Origin of the sequence: Alteromonas sp. a30 (assembly GCF_026788005.1) — a bacterium.
In the GTDB taxonomy this organism is placed as follows: Bacteria; Pseudomonadota; Gammaproteobacteria; order Enterobacterales; family Alteromonadaceae; genus Paraneptunicella.
In genome coordinates, this window is the sequence record NZ_JABEPE010000011.1 from 38,974 (window position 1) to 51,430 (window position 12,457).

At 43.3% G+C, this 12,457-nt stretch carries 15 protein-coding genes; 11 read left to right on the plus strand and 4 right to left on the minus strand.

What is annotated here, in order from left to right:
- Positions 1 to 15 precede the first annotated feature (15 nt).
- The 5 genes from HJG39_RS11885 (at position 16) to HJG39_RS11905 (ending at position 3,676) form a co-directional block, all read left to right on the plus strand.
- Positions 16 to 744, plus strand: coding sequence for a 16S rRNA (uracil(1498)-N(3))-methyltransferase (locus HJG39_RS11885; RefSeq protein WP_268409450.1), 729 nt, complete (start codon positions 16 to 18; stop codon positions 742 to 744).
- A gap of 112 nt (positions 745 to 856) precedes the next feature.
- Positions 857 to 1,813 carry a glutathione synthase gene (gene gshB / locus HJG39_RS11890; RefSeq protein ID WP_268409451.1) on the plus strand — a complete coding sequence of 319 codons (957 nt, stop codon included), beginning with the start codon at positions 857 to 859 and terminating at the stop codon, positions 1,811 to 1,813.
- Positions 1,814 to 1,872: 59 nt separating this feature from the next.
- Positions 1,873 to 2,433, plus strand: a complete 561-nt coding sequence (locus HJG39_RS11895) for a YqgE/AlgH family protein (protein ID WP_268409452.1) — start codon at positions 1,873 to 1,875, stop codon at positions 2,431 to 2,433.
- Positions 2,434 to 2,529: 96 nt separating this feature from the next.
- Positions 2,530 to 2,961, plus strand: a complete 432-nt coding sequence (gene ruvX, locus HJG39_RS11900; RefSeq protein WP_268409453.1) for a Holliday junction resolvase RuvX — start codon at positions 2,530 to 2,532, stop codon at positions 2,959 to 2,961.
- Positions 2,962 to 3,115: 154 nt separating this feature from the next.
- Positions 3,116 to 3,676, plus strand: coding sequence for a TlpA disulfide reductase family protein (locus HJG39_RS11905; RefSeq protein WP_268409454.1), 561 nt, complete (start codon positions 3,116 to 3,118; stop codon positions 3,674 to 3,676).
- 218 nt (positions 3,677 to 3,894) lie between these two features.
- Here the strand turns inward: HJG39_RS11905 and HJG39_RS11910 are convergent, their stop codons facing one another.
- The 4 genes from HJG39_RS11910 to HJG39_RS11925 form a co-directional block, all read right to left on the minus strand.
- On the minus strand, positions 3,895 to 5,214 hold the full coding sequence (locus HJG39_RS11910) for a hypothetical protein (protein WP_268409455.1): 1,320 nt from the start codon (positions 5,212 to 5,214) through the stop codon (positions 3,895 to 3,897).
- Between the two features lie 20 nt (positions 5,215 to 5,234).
- Positions 5,235 to 5,561, minus strand: coding sequence for a putative signal transducing protein (locus tag HJG39_RS11915; RefSeq protein ID WP_268409456.1), 327 nt, complete (start codon positions 5,559 to 5,561; stop codon positions 5,235 to 5,237).
- A 264-nt stretch (positions 5,562 to 5,825) separates the two neighbouring features.
- Positions 5,826 to 6,938, minus strand: coding sequence for a PilT/PilU family type 4a pilus ATPase (locus HJG39_RS11920; protein ID WP_268409457.1), 1,113 nt, complete (start codon positions 6,936 to 6,938; stop codon positions 5,826 to 5,828).
- A gap of 45 nt (positions 6,939 to 6,983) precedes the next feature.
- On the minus strand, positions 6,984 to 8,030 hold the full coding sequence (locus tag HJG39_RS11925; RefSeq protein WP_268409458.1) for a type IV pilus twitching motility protein PilT: 1,047 nt from the start codon (positions 8,028 to 8,030) through the stop codon (positions 6,984 to 6,986).
- A 47-nt stretch (positions 8,031 to 8,077) separates the two neighbouring features.
- Here HJG39_RS11925 and HJG39_RS11930 point away from each other — a divergent pair, with 47 nt between their 5' ends.
- From HJG39_RS11930 to HJG39_RS11955, 6 genes are all read left to right on the plus strand, one after another.
- A complete protein-coding gene (locus tag HJG39_RS11930) occupies positions 8,078 to 8,782 on the plus strand; it encodes a YggS family pyridoxal phosphate-dependent enzyme (RefSeq protein WP_268409459.1) in 705 nt (234 codons plus the stop codon).
- 103 nt (positions 8,783 to 8,885) lie between these two features.
- A complete protein-coding gene (gene proC, locus HJG39_RS11935) occupies positions 8,886 to 9,704 on the plus strand; it encodes a pyrroline-5-carboxylate reductase (protein WP_268409460.1) in 819 nt (272 codons plus the stop codon).
- Between the two features lie 21 nt (positions 9,705 to 9,725).
- Entirely contained in the window at positions 9,726 to 10,265 is a 540-nt protein-coding gene (locus tag HJG39_RS11940) for a YggT family protein (RefSeq protein ID WP_268409461.1), read from the plus strand.
- Positions 10,265 to 10,714, plus strand: coding sequence for a DUF4426 domain-containing protein (locus HJG39_RS11945; RefSeq protein WP_268409462.1), 450 nt, complete (start codon positions 10,265 to 10,267; stop codon positions 10,712 to 10,714). Before HJG39_RS11940 ends, HJG39_RS11945 begins: the two co-directional genes overlap by 1 nt.
- A gap of 324 nt (positions 10,715 to 11,038) precedes the next feature.
- Positions 11,039 to 12,088 (plus strand): hypothetical protein, encoded by a 1,050-nt coding sequence (locus HJG39_RS11950; protein WP_268409463.1) that lies wholly within the window; start codon positions 11,039 to 11,041, stop codon positions 12,086 to 12,088.
- Entirely contained in the window at positions 12,066 to 12,440 is a 375-nt protein-coding gene (locus tag HJG39_RS11955) for an ASCH domain-containing protein (RefSeq protein WP_268409464.1), read from the plus strand. Before HJG39_RS11950 ends, HJG39_RS11955 begins: the two co-directional genes overlap by 23 nt.
- The last annotated feature ends 17 nt before the right edge of the window (positions 12,441 to 12,457 follow it).

Here is a 12,457-nt window from a genome sequence, read left to right on the forward strand (position 1 = left end):
TAAAAATAAGACATCATGCGAATCCCTAGAGTATTTATTCCTGACCCAATTTTCATTGATAAACATCAAGCCTTGAGCGCTGATGCATGTAAACACTTACTTACTGTTTTACGCCTAAAAGACGGACACCCCATCATCCTTTTTAATGGAGATGGCAACGAATATTCAGCATCATTGCGCGTTGAATCCAAACGCCACGCCACCGCGTTTGTGGAAACCCAACTAAGCATCAGTGTTGAATCACCTTTACCCATTCACCTAGGACAAGGCATTTCCAAAGGTGAACGTATGGATTTTGTGCTGCAAAAATCGGTGGAACTAGGCGTCAAGGAAATCACTCCACTCATTACTGAACGCTGCCCAATTAAACTCAACGCCGAGCGTTGGGAGAAAAAACACCAACATTGGCAAAAAGTCATCATTTCGGCCTGCGAGCAGTGTGGTCGTAACACCTTACCTATTTTACATGAGCCTATTCCTTTACAAGAGTGGCAACAACAATCCACCCAGCAGCTACGTATTACACTGCATCCACAAGCAGAAAAACGCATGCAAGATCTTAGGCCAGACCAACATGGTTTTCGCTTGCTCATAGGCCCGGAGGGTGGCTTATCAGAAAGTGAGATTTATCAAAGTGGTGAAAGTGGATTTACCCCTGCGCTGCTTGGTCCTCGTGTACTCAGAACCGAAACCGCCGCTTTGGCTGCAATTAGTGTCTTGCAAAGTCATTTTGGCGACTTATAACACATTAACATCATGCAATTTGTTACATGATTTCTCAGGCTAGCAGTATTGAAATACTGAGAAATGCGCCTATTCAAAGGTAGGCATCAAAATAGATTAAGAGGATAGCAACTTGAGCATCAAACTCGGTATTGTGATGGACCCTATCGCGGACATCAACATCAAGAAAGACACCAGCTTCGCCATGCTGTTAGCAGCGCAAAAACGCGGTTATGAGCTGTTTTACATTGAAATGTCAGGCTTGTATCTTGATAAAGGCCACCCACATGCGCTCACGCAATCATTGTCGGTTCAACGTGACCCTAGCAATTTCTACCAATTAGGCGAGCAACAAGACATCGCTTTAGAAACCCTTGATGTTATTTTGATGCGTAAAGATCCACCATTCGACAGCGAATTTCTATATGCCACGCAAATATTGCAGCAAGCAGAATTACGAGGCACTTTAGTTGTTAACAAAACCCAAGCATTACGCGATTTTAACGAGAAACTCGCCACTTCGTATTTCCCAGATTTAATCCCCGACACGCTTGTTACCCAAAACACCGCCTTAATTAAAGCCTTCCATGCGAAACACAAAGACATCATTTGTAAACCACTTGATGGTATGGGCGGCGCCTCTATTTTCCGCGTAAAAGAAGATGGCAACAACTTAGGCGTCATCATTGAAACCCTCACTGCTCACAATACACGTTACGCCATGTTCCAAGAATACATGCCTGAAATAAAAGACGGCGATAAACGTATTTTAATTGTCGATGGCGAAGTCATGCCCTACTGCTTGGCACGCCTACCCAGCGCTGGTGAAACTCGCGGAAACCTTGCCGCAGGAGGAACAGGTCGCCCTCAGCCTATCTCCGAGAGCGACCGCAAACTGGCTGAAGCCGTAGCACCGATACTGCGAGAACAGGGCCTATTTTTCATTGGACTGGACGTTATTGGTGACAAAATTACCGAAATTAACGTTACTAGCCCCACTTGCGTTCAGGAAATTGAAGCGGCATTCGACATCGATATTACGGGCAAATTATTTGACGCTATTGAAAAATATCTCAAAACCCCCAAATAAAGCTATAGTTAAACCGAAGATGAGATGTTCAACCCAACATTCATATTAAAAGGTCGATTATGCACAAAAGCCTTCAAAATCATTTGCTTATAGCTACGCCTTCGCAAGAAGGATCGTATTTTTCACGGTCTGTTGCCTACCTTTTTGAGCATAATGAGAAAGGGGCGATGGGAATTGTAGTTAATCAACTTGCTGGTATGTCATTGGAAGAGCTGATGAAAATGACCGAAACCAGTGGAGAAGTCGACCGTTTCCGTGCCGATAACCCTGTTATGATGGGCGGTCCGGTAAGCAGAGACAGAGGGTTTATTTTGCACTCAACTCAAGTCGGTTGGAACTCAAGCTTACGGTTAAATTCTGAAATCATGATCACCACATCTAAAGACATTCTTGATGTGATTGGCAACGATAATGGCCCTGAAGATTCTATCGTTGCCTTAGGGTATGCCGGTTGGGATGCTGGTCAACTAGAGCGAGAGCTGGAAGAAAACTCTTGGTTGACCGTTGAAGCCGACAAAGAAATCCTGTTTAAAACACCAATTGAAGATAAGTGGCAAGCCGCTATTAATAAAATTGGTATTGATATTTGGCGCTTATCGCCACACGTTGGACACGCTTAAACGCTAAACAACATTAACTTATCGCAAAGACAGGTGCCCATTTCGGCACCTGTTTTTATTTTAAGCATTTATCTTAGTTTTCTTTAAGGAACCACCTTGACGCAGTTAAGTCGCAGTATTTTAGGATTTGATTTTGGCAAAAAAAGCATTGGTGTTGCTATCGGCCAAGAAGTCACGGGCACTGCCGCGCCCCTTACCGCTATTCCCGCTAAAGATGGCATCCCTAACTGGGACAGCATTGCTGCATTGTACAAGGAATGGCAACCACACATTGTCGTCGTTGGCCTACCGCTCAACATGGACGGTACAACCCAGCAAATGACCTTCTCTGCAAAAAAATTCGGAAATCGTCTACACAATAAATTTAAAGTGCCCGTCGAAACCTACGACGAACGCCTGACAACAGCAGACGCAAAAGCCCGTTTATTTGAACTTGGTGGCTTTAAAAAACTAGAAAAAGGCAAGATAGATAGCGTTTCAGCTTGTTTAATTGTTGAAGGCTGGATGGAACAACAATATACCGCTTAGTATAAATAATTTCCAAATCGTCTTTTGAAAACGTTTTTTCACGAAATAAACTCATTCTCTTGATGGTCTGATTGTGAAAGCCAAAATGGCTTATCAATAGTGGCTCTTTTTAGGCCGCTTTAGAAGTCAGTTAAACAAATACAAGAGCAACGAAATGAAACTTAAATATGCAAAAAGCATTTTATTGAGCTTAGCCAGCCTATTCATTCTTTCCTTATCTTCTGTTGTGCAAGCTCAGTCTGAAGAAGAAAAGATTTTCATGCCTGAATGGGAGCTAAAAACCGCCGACGGTGAAGTTGTAAAATCCACAGACTTACTAGGCAAACCTGTCATTTTACATTTTTGGGCAACTTGGTGCCCATACTGTAAAAGACTTCAACCCGCATTTGATCGGTTAAACGAAAAATACAAAGACCAAGGTCTACAAATTTGGGCCGTTAGCTTTAGCGAGAAAGAAGGCGCAAAGCCACAAGAAATGCTGAACGAACGTGGTCACACCTTCAAAACCTTGGTTGATGGCGATCGTGTTGCCATTGGTCAATTCCAAGTAAACGCAACACCCACCACCTACTTCTTCTACGCTGATGGCAGCATGATGGGCATGACGCAAAGCTCAGACCCAGAAAATCCGGGCCTAGATAAAGCCGTAGAGCACATGCTAGCCGAAATGGAAAAAGCCCAAGGCGATGCAATGAAAGAAGCTTCAGCAGAATAACATCGCGTTTATTTGCTCTCGTCCCACTTTAGCGTTTGCTTGAAGTGGGATAGCGCCCCTTCTGACACGACAACTTATTTGCTCAACTACCAAGTGCCGACTACCTTATCTAAATTGGCTAAAAGAACAAAACACATCAACCAAATGAGAAAAGCGATGAATGTTATGTTCCTAAATATTGTTGGTAGCCTTTTCACAAATCCATAATTACATTGAAGCTATACTTTTTCTTTTAAATTATTCGCGTCGGCATTCGCCTTGGCATTAATAAACGCCTTAATTTTTGAAATTAAATCCGCTGATGTTTTTTGTTCTGCTAAACGCAAAAACAATGCGCCTTTGTTGGGTTCTCCCACGCTGCTATTTAACGCATCTCTATACGCTCGCCAAAGCGAAAAAATATCCTGCTTACCTTCGCTGTTTTGTTTTATCGCTTCATCCAAAGTTTTGTGAATAAGCAAGCCGCATTGGTAGTACAAATCGAATCGTCCATTGTTCGCGGCCTCTGTTAAGGGAAATTGGCGCAAACCTTGGTTGCATATTTGCTTGGCCTTATTCACTCTAGCTTCAACATAAGGCTTGGTATCGGGATACATTTCCAACAGTGCTAATGCCGCTAGCCATTCAGCATTTCCTTCGTGTAGCCACGACTCATTTTGCTCACCATATAATTGGTTGCCATTACTTCGCTGATACAAATGCGCCACTTCATGAGCAAAGAACCACAAAGTGTTATTTAGAAATTGCTCGTCTGCTACCTTTTCGTTCAGATTATTAACGTTCCAATGCATAAAGATTTGGTTAGGCAAAGTACCGCCTTGGGACGAATGTCCGTCGACGTTAGCGTAGGACGCAAATAACATTGGCTTCGAGCCTTTTAATTTGCCTAAGCGCTGCTCAAAATAGTCCATTAATGCGGGAATATCAGCTTCCAAAGAAGTGTTGATTTTCTCTGGCAAGCTCTCATCCACAATGGCGATCACGTTATCAGTTTCAATGGGCTTTTGCGTTCCTACATACACATTGATGCCATCGTCTTTATCCACCCAATGCACAACTTCGGTATGAATTACGCCATGCACCACCATATGCTGCCCTTTCGGCGCTTGCATGGAAATCTTCCAATGGTTTTCATCGTCCGCACAGGCATTAGCGCAGGCAAATAAACGCCCTGTATGGATTAGCGCACCTTTGTTCGAATAAGGCGAAAACGGGGCGTAGTCTTTAGAAAGATGTTTGTACGTTGGCGTAAGTAAAACGCTGACATCACTAAACGGTTCGCTGTCCTTTCTGACAATGAACTCATTGCCATCTTGCTGAATAATGTGGAACGCCGACGACATAGGTTGCCAACGTATTGTTCGGGAATTATCAGGATTGCGAACAAACGCGAGGCGTTTTGCAGGAGCACTTAGTAGATAACTTAATTGCCACTTTTCAGCGGCGGTTTTGACAAGGTGAATATCCACCTTCGTTGCGGTATCGGCCAAGGCTGAAAAATTCAGGCACAAAAAGCCAATAGCTAGAACTATTCTCATATACATCCATTATTAAATAGTTATGCCTGAAATACCATTTCGCAACCGCACGACCAGCATATTTCAAAATGGGCATCGTTAACTTCATGACAATGAGGGCAAACCCAATCGCCTTGCTGTCGCTTTTCTTCGTTTTCTTTTAAAAAGGCATCAATGAAGGCTCTGGCTTTGGGCTCCCATTCGGAATCGAGGATCCAAACTTCAGGCCAAGCGTCGAAGGGCGAAAGTTCGCCCACGGCACCAATGGCGAATTCATTTTTAATGAAGCAATCTATTTGTTTCGACTCTAATAAGTCTTTAATTTGTTGTACTTCTAGCCGATTTTCACTGCTAAAAATGCGAATCAAACCTGCGTCCTCTTTGCCTGACTAGCCTGCGCTAGCGTTAATTTGATGCTTTTAATTTAACACTTTGACCTAAACAGTTATGTTTAATTTTCAACCACCTACAGAGATTTATCGCAAACTCGCCGTGAATACTTCCATGTAGGCTCCACAGCCGTTTCCCTACGGCTGAGGGTTTACGCTTAACTCTCTGTAGGTGACTGTTAATTTGAAACAGATATTTGGAGATTTGAACTAGAGCTTCAATTTAACACCTTGATTAAAGCGCTAATCCATATCAATGGTGACATCACTCAATGAACCTAAGCTGGTGCCACTATCGTTATCCAGTTTAATCATCAAGCGTAAATCGTTGGGTGAATCAGAGTGATGTAGCGCTTGGTCCATGGTAATTCGGCCAGATTTAAACAAATCATATAACGCCATATCAAAGCTTTGCATTCCCATCTCTTTGCCTTTTTTCATGGCATCTTTCAGGCCACTGATTTCGCCGCGCTGAATCATGTCTTGAACCAAGGGGGAATTCAGTAAGATTTCAATGGCGGCAACGCGCCCTTTTCCATCTGCCGTTGGCACAAGTTGTTGAGCAATAATGGCACGCATGTTAAGGCTTAGGTCATAACGCAATTTCGCGTGTTGGTCAGGTGGTGCTAAATGCATTATGCGCTCAATGGCTTGGTTGGCATTATTGGCGTGCAAGGTGGCAACGCACAAATGCCCTGTATCGGCAAACGACATGGCATATTCCATGGTTTCCATAGAACGAATTTCACCAATGAGTATCACATCAGGCGCTTGGCGTAGCGAGCTTTTCAGGGCATCATCGAAGGATTGGGTATCAATCCCCACTTCGCGCTGAGTCACCACACAATTTTCGTGTTCATGCACAAATTCGATTGGGTCTTCAATCGTCAAAATATGACCAAAAGAGTTGTGATTACGATGCCCAATTAACGCAGCCAGCGAGGTCGACTTACCGGTTCCGGTTGCCCCCACAAACAAAATTAACCCGCGTTTTGCCATAATAATGTCTTTTAATACATCAGGCAGGCCCAAATCTTCCGTTTTAGGAATTTGCGTAACAATGCGCCGAATCACCATGCCGGCTTTATCGCGTTGCCAAAACGCACTGCAACGGAAACGCCCAATCTCATCGCGAGAAATAGCAAAGTTACACTCTTTGCTTTTATCAAATTCCGTTTGCTGTTCCGCATTCATGGCGCTTTTTACCAGCGCCGATGATTGCTCATCGGTTAATGCAGCTTCACTAATTGGCGTCATTTTGCCATTGATTTTTGCACTAACAGGAAACCCTGATGTAATGAACAAGTCAGAGGAGCCTTGTTCAACCATTTTTTGCAAATAAAAATCTAAATCCATGTTTACTCATCTCACTTATGACATCGCTGAGGATCGTTACTGACGCTAAAACCCGGGAGAAGGATTCTTTTTATCAATACTTTTATCCGCTGCATCTTGCGGAGTAATCAAACCTTGGGCCACCAGCTTTTGTAGGCATTGATCCATAGTTTGCATACCGTATTGTTGCCCAGTTTGAATAACAGAGTACATTTGCGCCACTTTGTCTTCACGGATCAAGTTCCGAATGGCGGGAATACCTAACATAATCTCATGGGCTGCAACGCGACCACCACCAATGCGCTTCAATAAACTTTGAGATACCACTGCGCGAATGGATTCCGACAACATTGAGCGCACCATGGCTTTTTCTTCTGCGGGGAACACATCAATAATACGGTCAATGGTTTTAGGGGCAGAGTTGGTGTGCAGCGTACCAAACACTAAGTGACCGGTTTCAGCCGCACTAATGGCAAGACGAATAGTTTCTAAATCACGTAGTTCACCCACCAAAATCACATCTGGGTCTTCACGTAGTGCCGAGCGCAGTGCATTGTTAAAGCTGTGAGTATCGCGATGCACTTCCCGCTGGTTTAATAAGCTGAGTTTGTTCTCATGAACGAATTCGATAGGGTCTTCAATGGTTAGAATATGTTGACGTTTGGTGGTGTTAATGTAGTCAATCATGGCTGCCAGCGTGGTACTTTTACCCGAGCCGGTTGCGCCTGTTACTAATACAATGCCCGTGGGCTGATTAATGATGTCTTTGAAGATCTCCGGTGCGCCTAGTTGTTCTAAAGTGAGCACTTTGCTAGGAATGGTACGTAATACCGCCGCTGCGCCGCGATTTTGCACAAAGGCATTAACACGAAACCGGGATAAGTCTTTCACTTCAAATGAGAAATCGGTTTCTAAATTCTCTTCATATTCTTTGCGCTGCTTGTCGTTCATTATCTCGTAAATGAGCGCGTGAACTTGTTTATGGTCCATTTCTGGCACATTTAGCTTTCGCATTTCGCCATCAACCCGAATAATCGGCGGTAAACCGGCGGAAAGATGCAAGTCTGAAGCATTATTCTTCACACTAAAGGCTAAAAGTTCGGTAATATCCAAGGCCTATACTCCTGTATCAACTGAATGAACAACGGCATTCTTTTATCATGTTAACAATAGCAAATCGCTTGAAAAGCGCATTGGATTCGATTCAAGACTTCGCTCAAAATGCAAAACGCCACCCTTCTGAAATTCGCCTGCTGGCTGTCAGTAAAACTAAACCGAATGACGCCATAAAGGAAGCGTGGAAAGCGGGTCAACGTATGTTTGGCGAAAACTATGTACAGGAAGGAATACAAAAAGTACAGAGTTTAAGCGAACTTAGCGATATTGAATGGCATTTCATCGGGCCGCTACAATCCAATAAAACCAAGCAAGTGGCTGAACATTTCGATTGGGTGCAAAGCATTGAACGCGAGAAAATCGCCGAACGATTAAGCCAACAACGCCCAGAAGCTAAAGCACCGCTTCAGGTGTGCATTCAAGTCAATATTAGCGACGAGGAAAACAAGTCTGGCGTTGCGCCAAATGCGGTATTCGCTCTAGCTGAAACCATACACGCCTTGCCTAATTTAACCTTAAGAGGATTAATGGCGATTCCGGCGAACACTGAGTCCAAAGCGGAACAAAAACAGGCTTTTCAAGCCATGCACGACTTGTATAAACGCTTACAAGCCACATATCCTCAAGTAGACACGCTTTCGATAGGGATGTCTGGTGACATGCAAAGCGCGATTGAATGCGGTTCGACCATGGTACGCGTTGGCACGGCTATCTTTGGTCCCAGAGAAGCAAACAGCGCAAGGCAATAAGCACGGAAAAACCACGCGCCCGTCCCGAAGGCACATATCATAACGCCCACAAGCTTGTTATGATGACGTTTAATTTGCAGCATTGGAGATTGAAACACTCGTTATGGAGCATTTATCAATTGCTTTTATCGGCGCAGGCAACATGACCTCCGCCATCGTTAGTGGCATGGTAAAAAACGGCTACCCTAGCCAATTGATTACCGCCAGCAACCGCAGTTTACCTAAATTGGAAAAACTCAACGCAGACCTCGGCATCAATATCACTCAAGATAACCTTGAAGCAGTCGCGCAATCGGATGTGGTGGTATTAGCGGTAAAGCCGCAATTCATGCAGGAAATGTGCGCCCCATTAGTTGAAGCCGGTGCATTTGAAGGCAAGTTATTTATCTCAATTGCAGCAGGGCTAACTTGCGAGCGTTTATATGAATTTATTGGCGGCAAACATGCGCTCGTTCGCACCATGCCAAATACGCCAAGTGCGGTAGGCAAAGGCTTAACCGGCTTGTTCAGCGAAAATGCTAGCCAAGCGCAGCGCGACTTTACTGAAGCGTTATTTAATATGGTTGGCACCACCGTTTGGGCGAAAGACGAAGCACAAATTAATACTGTGATCGCTGGCGCTGGCAGCAGTCCGGCGTATTTCTTCTTATTTTTGGACGCCATGCAGCAAAAAGCCGAAGCCATGGGATTCGAACCGCAAGACGCTCGTAACATGGTGCAACAAGCCATGTTAGGTGCAGCGGAATTGGTGTGCGCAAGCCCGGACGTCTCGTTAAAGGAATTGCGAGAAAGAGTGATGTCGAAAGGCGGAACGACCGCCAAAGCCGTGGAATATTTTCAAGATCATCAGCTCGAAGACATTGTCTCTGGTGCAATGCAAGCAGCGGTTGATCGAGCCGATGAAATGTCTAAGTTATTCTAATATTTGAACGATGGTTAATTCATGAACGCAAGCTATTTTTTAGTTAACACCCTATTTGACTTGTACCTAATGGTGGTGCTTTTACGTCTTTGGCTACAACTGGCTAAAGCCGACTTCTACAACCCCTTTAGCCAATTTGTAATAAAGGCAACACACCCGATTGTTGGGCCGCTACGCAAAGTGCTACCTTCCATTGGCAGCCTCGATACCGCCACTTTAGTACTGGCATTACTGGTTGCTGGTGCCAAACTGTTTATTTTAGGGCTGCTTGCTGGCGGCATGTACAACATTGTGTCACTGCTTATTGGTGCGGCTTTTGTGGTGCTAAAAGAAGCGTTATCTCTGATGTTCTGGGTGTTAATTATTCGCGCGTTGTTAAGCTGGGTTAGCCAAGGTCAAAACCCTATTGAGATGGTTATGCACCAACTCACCGAACCATTCCTTGCGCCTATTCGCCGCATTTTGCCGCCAATGGGAGGTCTAGATTTATCAGTGTTAGTTGCCATAATTGCACTACAATTTATTCAAATATTGATTCAGGATTTAGTAAGAGGTTTTTAATGAAGGCGTTACATCTCATCAAAGCGATGTGGTTAAGTGGCGTGGTTGCCCTGCTAAGTGGCTTAAGTGCGTTTAGCGCTCAAGCTGAGCAGTTTAAGGCGTTGGGTGATTGGGAAGTGCATTATATCGTGCTCAACAGCACGTTTTTGCAGCCCGATATCGCGCAGCAATACGAGATTGTGCGCAGTAAGTACAATGCCTTTGTGAATATCTCGGTGTTAGATAGAGCCTCAAAGCAAGCGCAAGATGTGGTGGTAACGGGTGAAGCGCGAGATCTACTTGGCAACACCAAAACACTTACCTTTAGCCAAGTAAGAGAGCAGGAATCTATTTATTATTTAGCGCAATTTCCTTTTGATGATAACGAAACGTATCGCTTTGAGATCCGTGTTCAGCACGGTAACAACACGCAAACGCTACGTTTTCAGCAGAAGTTAGTTCGGGATTAATGGGGAAGTAGATAATTCGTGGGGCAAAGCCAAACTGACATAGATGCTTGCTTCCGTTCTTAGCCACCAACAGAAATTCACCGCAGACTCGCCGTAAATCCTTCCATGGAGGCTCCGCAGCCGCTTCCTTGCGGCTGAGGGTCTGCTTGTGATTTTTCTGTTGGTGTCTTTTTATTGGTGACTTTCTATCAATAACTTACCATTAAGAATACGCTTTTTGCTAAGCAACCCATAAGCTCATACTTAAGTCATTAAAATTACACTTTAAACTCATTTCCCAATTATTTATCCTCAAGAAAAATCCTATAAATAGACGGGTCGAATATGGATAACTTGTACTATCAGGAATTTAGGGATATCGACATCAACGATCCTTTTTTCGATTCTCTGAAACAAACTTACACTGAATTTAGTTTCTGGTTTGCAAGAAAAGCAAACGAAAAAGCCTACGTACTTTATGCTGACAGTCGCATTGTCGGATTCATGTACTTAAAGGTAGAACAAGGCCCAATACATGATATTCACCCTCAAATTAGTACAAAATTAGCGCTAAAGATAGGTACTTTCAAATTCGAAAATATCGGGACGAGAAGAGGTCAACGATTCTTAAAAAAAGCCATAGATAACGCGCTATTTTCGAACGTTGATACAATCTATGTGACTATGTTTGAAGAACAAAAAAAACTCATGGGTATGATTCAAAGGTATGGTTTTCAAATTCACGGACGGAAAAACACGGCAAATGGCACCGAAGTAGTTTTAACCAAATTCATGAATTCATCAACGGGGTCGTCAATACAAACTTATCCATTCATCAGCTTATCTAATAAGCAATATTTAATGTTAAGTATTTATCCAGAACACCACACTAAACTTTTTCCAGATTCCATATTAAAAAATGAAAACGAGGATATTGTACAAGACGTTTCCCATACAAATAGTATCCATAAAATTTACATGACTAAAATGGATGCCGTTAACCGCCTTAATCCCGGCGACTTGATTTTGATTTACCGGACAACTGACAATTTGGGGCCCGCTGAATATAGATCAGTTGTCACATCATTATGCGTTTTCCAGAGCATTCGCCACATCGATACCTTCGAGAGTTATGATGAATATTATGATTACTGCTCTTCGTACTCGGTATTTACAGATGAAGAGCTTCTAGATATTTGGAATACACGAAAGTACCCTTTTATCATAAAATTCATGTATAACGCAGCCTTGACAAAACGACTGACTAAAGCTCAACTAGTAGCGAATGTCGGACTCAGTAGAGGTGACTATTGGGGATATAGAAGGCTAACCCTAGAACAGATTAGAACAGTAATATACTTAGGTGGTGTAAATGAAAGTCTTATTGTCAATTAAACCTGAATATGCCGACAAAATCTTAAATGGTACAAAACACTATGAATTTCGGAAATCAGCCTTTAAAAGAGAAGGTATAAAAACGGTAGTTGTTTATTCAACTCTCCCCGTTGGTAAAGTTGTTGGTGAATTTGATATTGAAGAAATACTGACAGATACTCCCGATGAACTTTGGAAGCTTACAAAAGAAAACGCTGGTATTTCAAAAAACTTCTTTGATGAATATTACTCGGGAAAAGATAGTGCTGTTGCCATAAAAGTTGGAAACATCCAAAGGTATAAACAGGCCATTGAACTAAGCCAATTGGGCCATGGAATTACCGCCCCGCAATCATACAGGTACCTAAATTAACGAGCGCCCAAGGCGAA

Coding starts and splice junctions, on each gene's coding strand:
- HJG39_RS11955 (WP_268409464.1), top strand. CDS start 12,066: ATGAAAGTCTTATTGTCAATTAAACCTGAATATGCCGACAAAATCTTA.
- HJG39_RS11945 (WP_268409462.1), top strand. CDS start 10,265: ATGAAGGCGTTACATCTCATCAAAGCGATGTGGTTAAGTGGCGTGGTT.
- HJG39_RS11905 (WP_268409454.1), top strand. CDS start 3,116: ATGAAACTTAAATATGCAAAAAGCATTTTATTGAGCTTAGCCAGCCTA.
- HJG39_RS11895 (WP_268409452.1), top strand. CDS start 1,873: ATGCACAAAAGCCTTCAAAATCATTTGCTTATAGCTACGCCTTCGCAA.
- HJG39_RS11940 (WP_268409461.1), top strand. CDS start 9,726: ATGAACGCAAGCTATTTTTTAGTTAACACCCTATTTGACTTGTACCTA.
- proC (WP_268409460.1), top strand. CDS start 8,886: ATGGAGCATTTATCAATTGCTTTTATCGGCGCAGGCAACATGACCTCC.
- HJG39_RS11950 (WP_268409463.1), top strand. CDS start 11,039: ATGGATAACTTGTACTATCAGGAATTTAGGGATATCGACATCAACGAT.
- HJG39_RS11930 (WP_268409459.1), top strand. CDS start 8,078: ATGTTAACAATAGCAAATCGCTTGAAAAGCGCATTGGATTCGATTCAA.
- HJG39_RS11885 (WP_268409450.1), top strand. CDS start 16: ATGCGAATCCCTAGAGTATTTATTCCTGACCCAATTTTCATTGATAAA.
- HJG39_RS11920 (WP_268409457.1), bottom strand. CDS start 6,938: ATGGATTTAGATTTTTATTTGCAAAAAATGGTTGAACAAGGCTCCTCT.
- HJG39_RS11910 (WP_268409455.1), bottom strand. CDS start 5,214: ATGAGAATAGTTCTAGCTATTGGCTTTTTGTGCCTGAATTTTTCAGCC.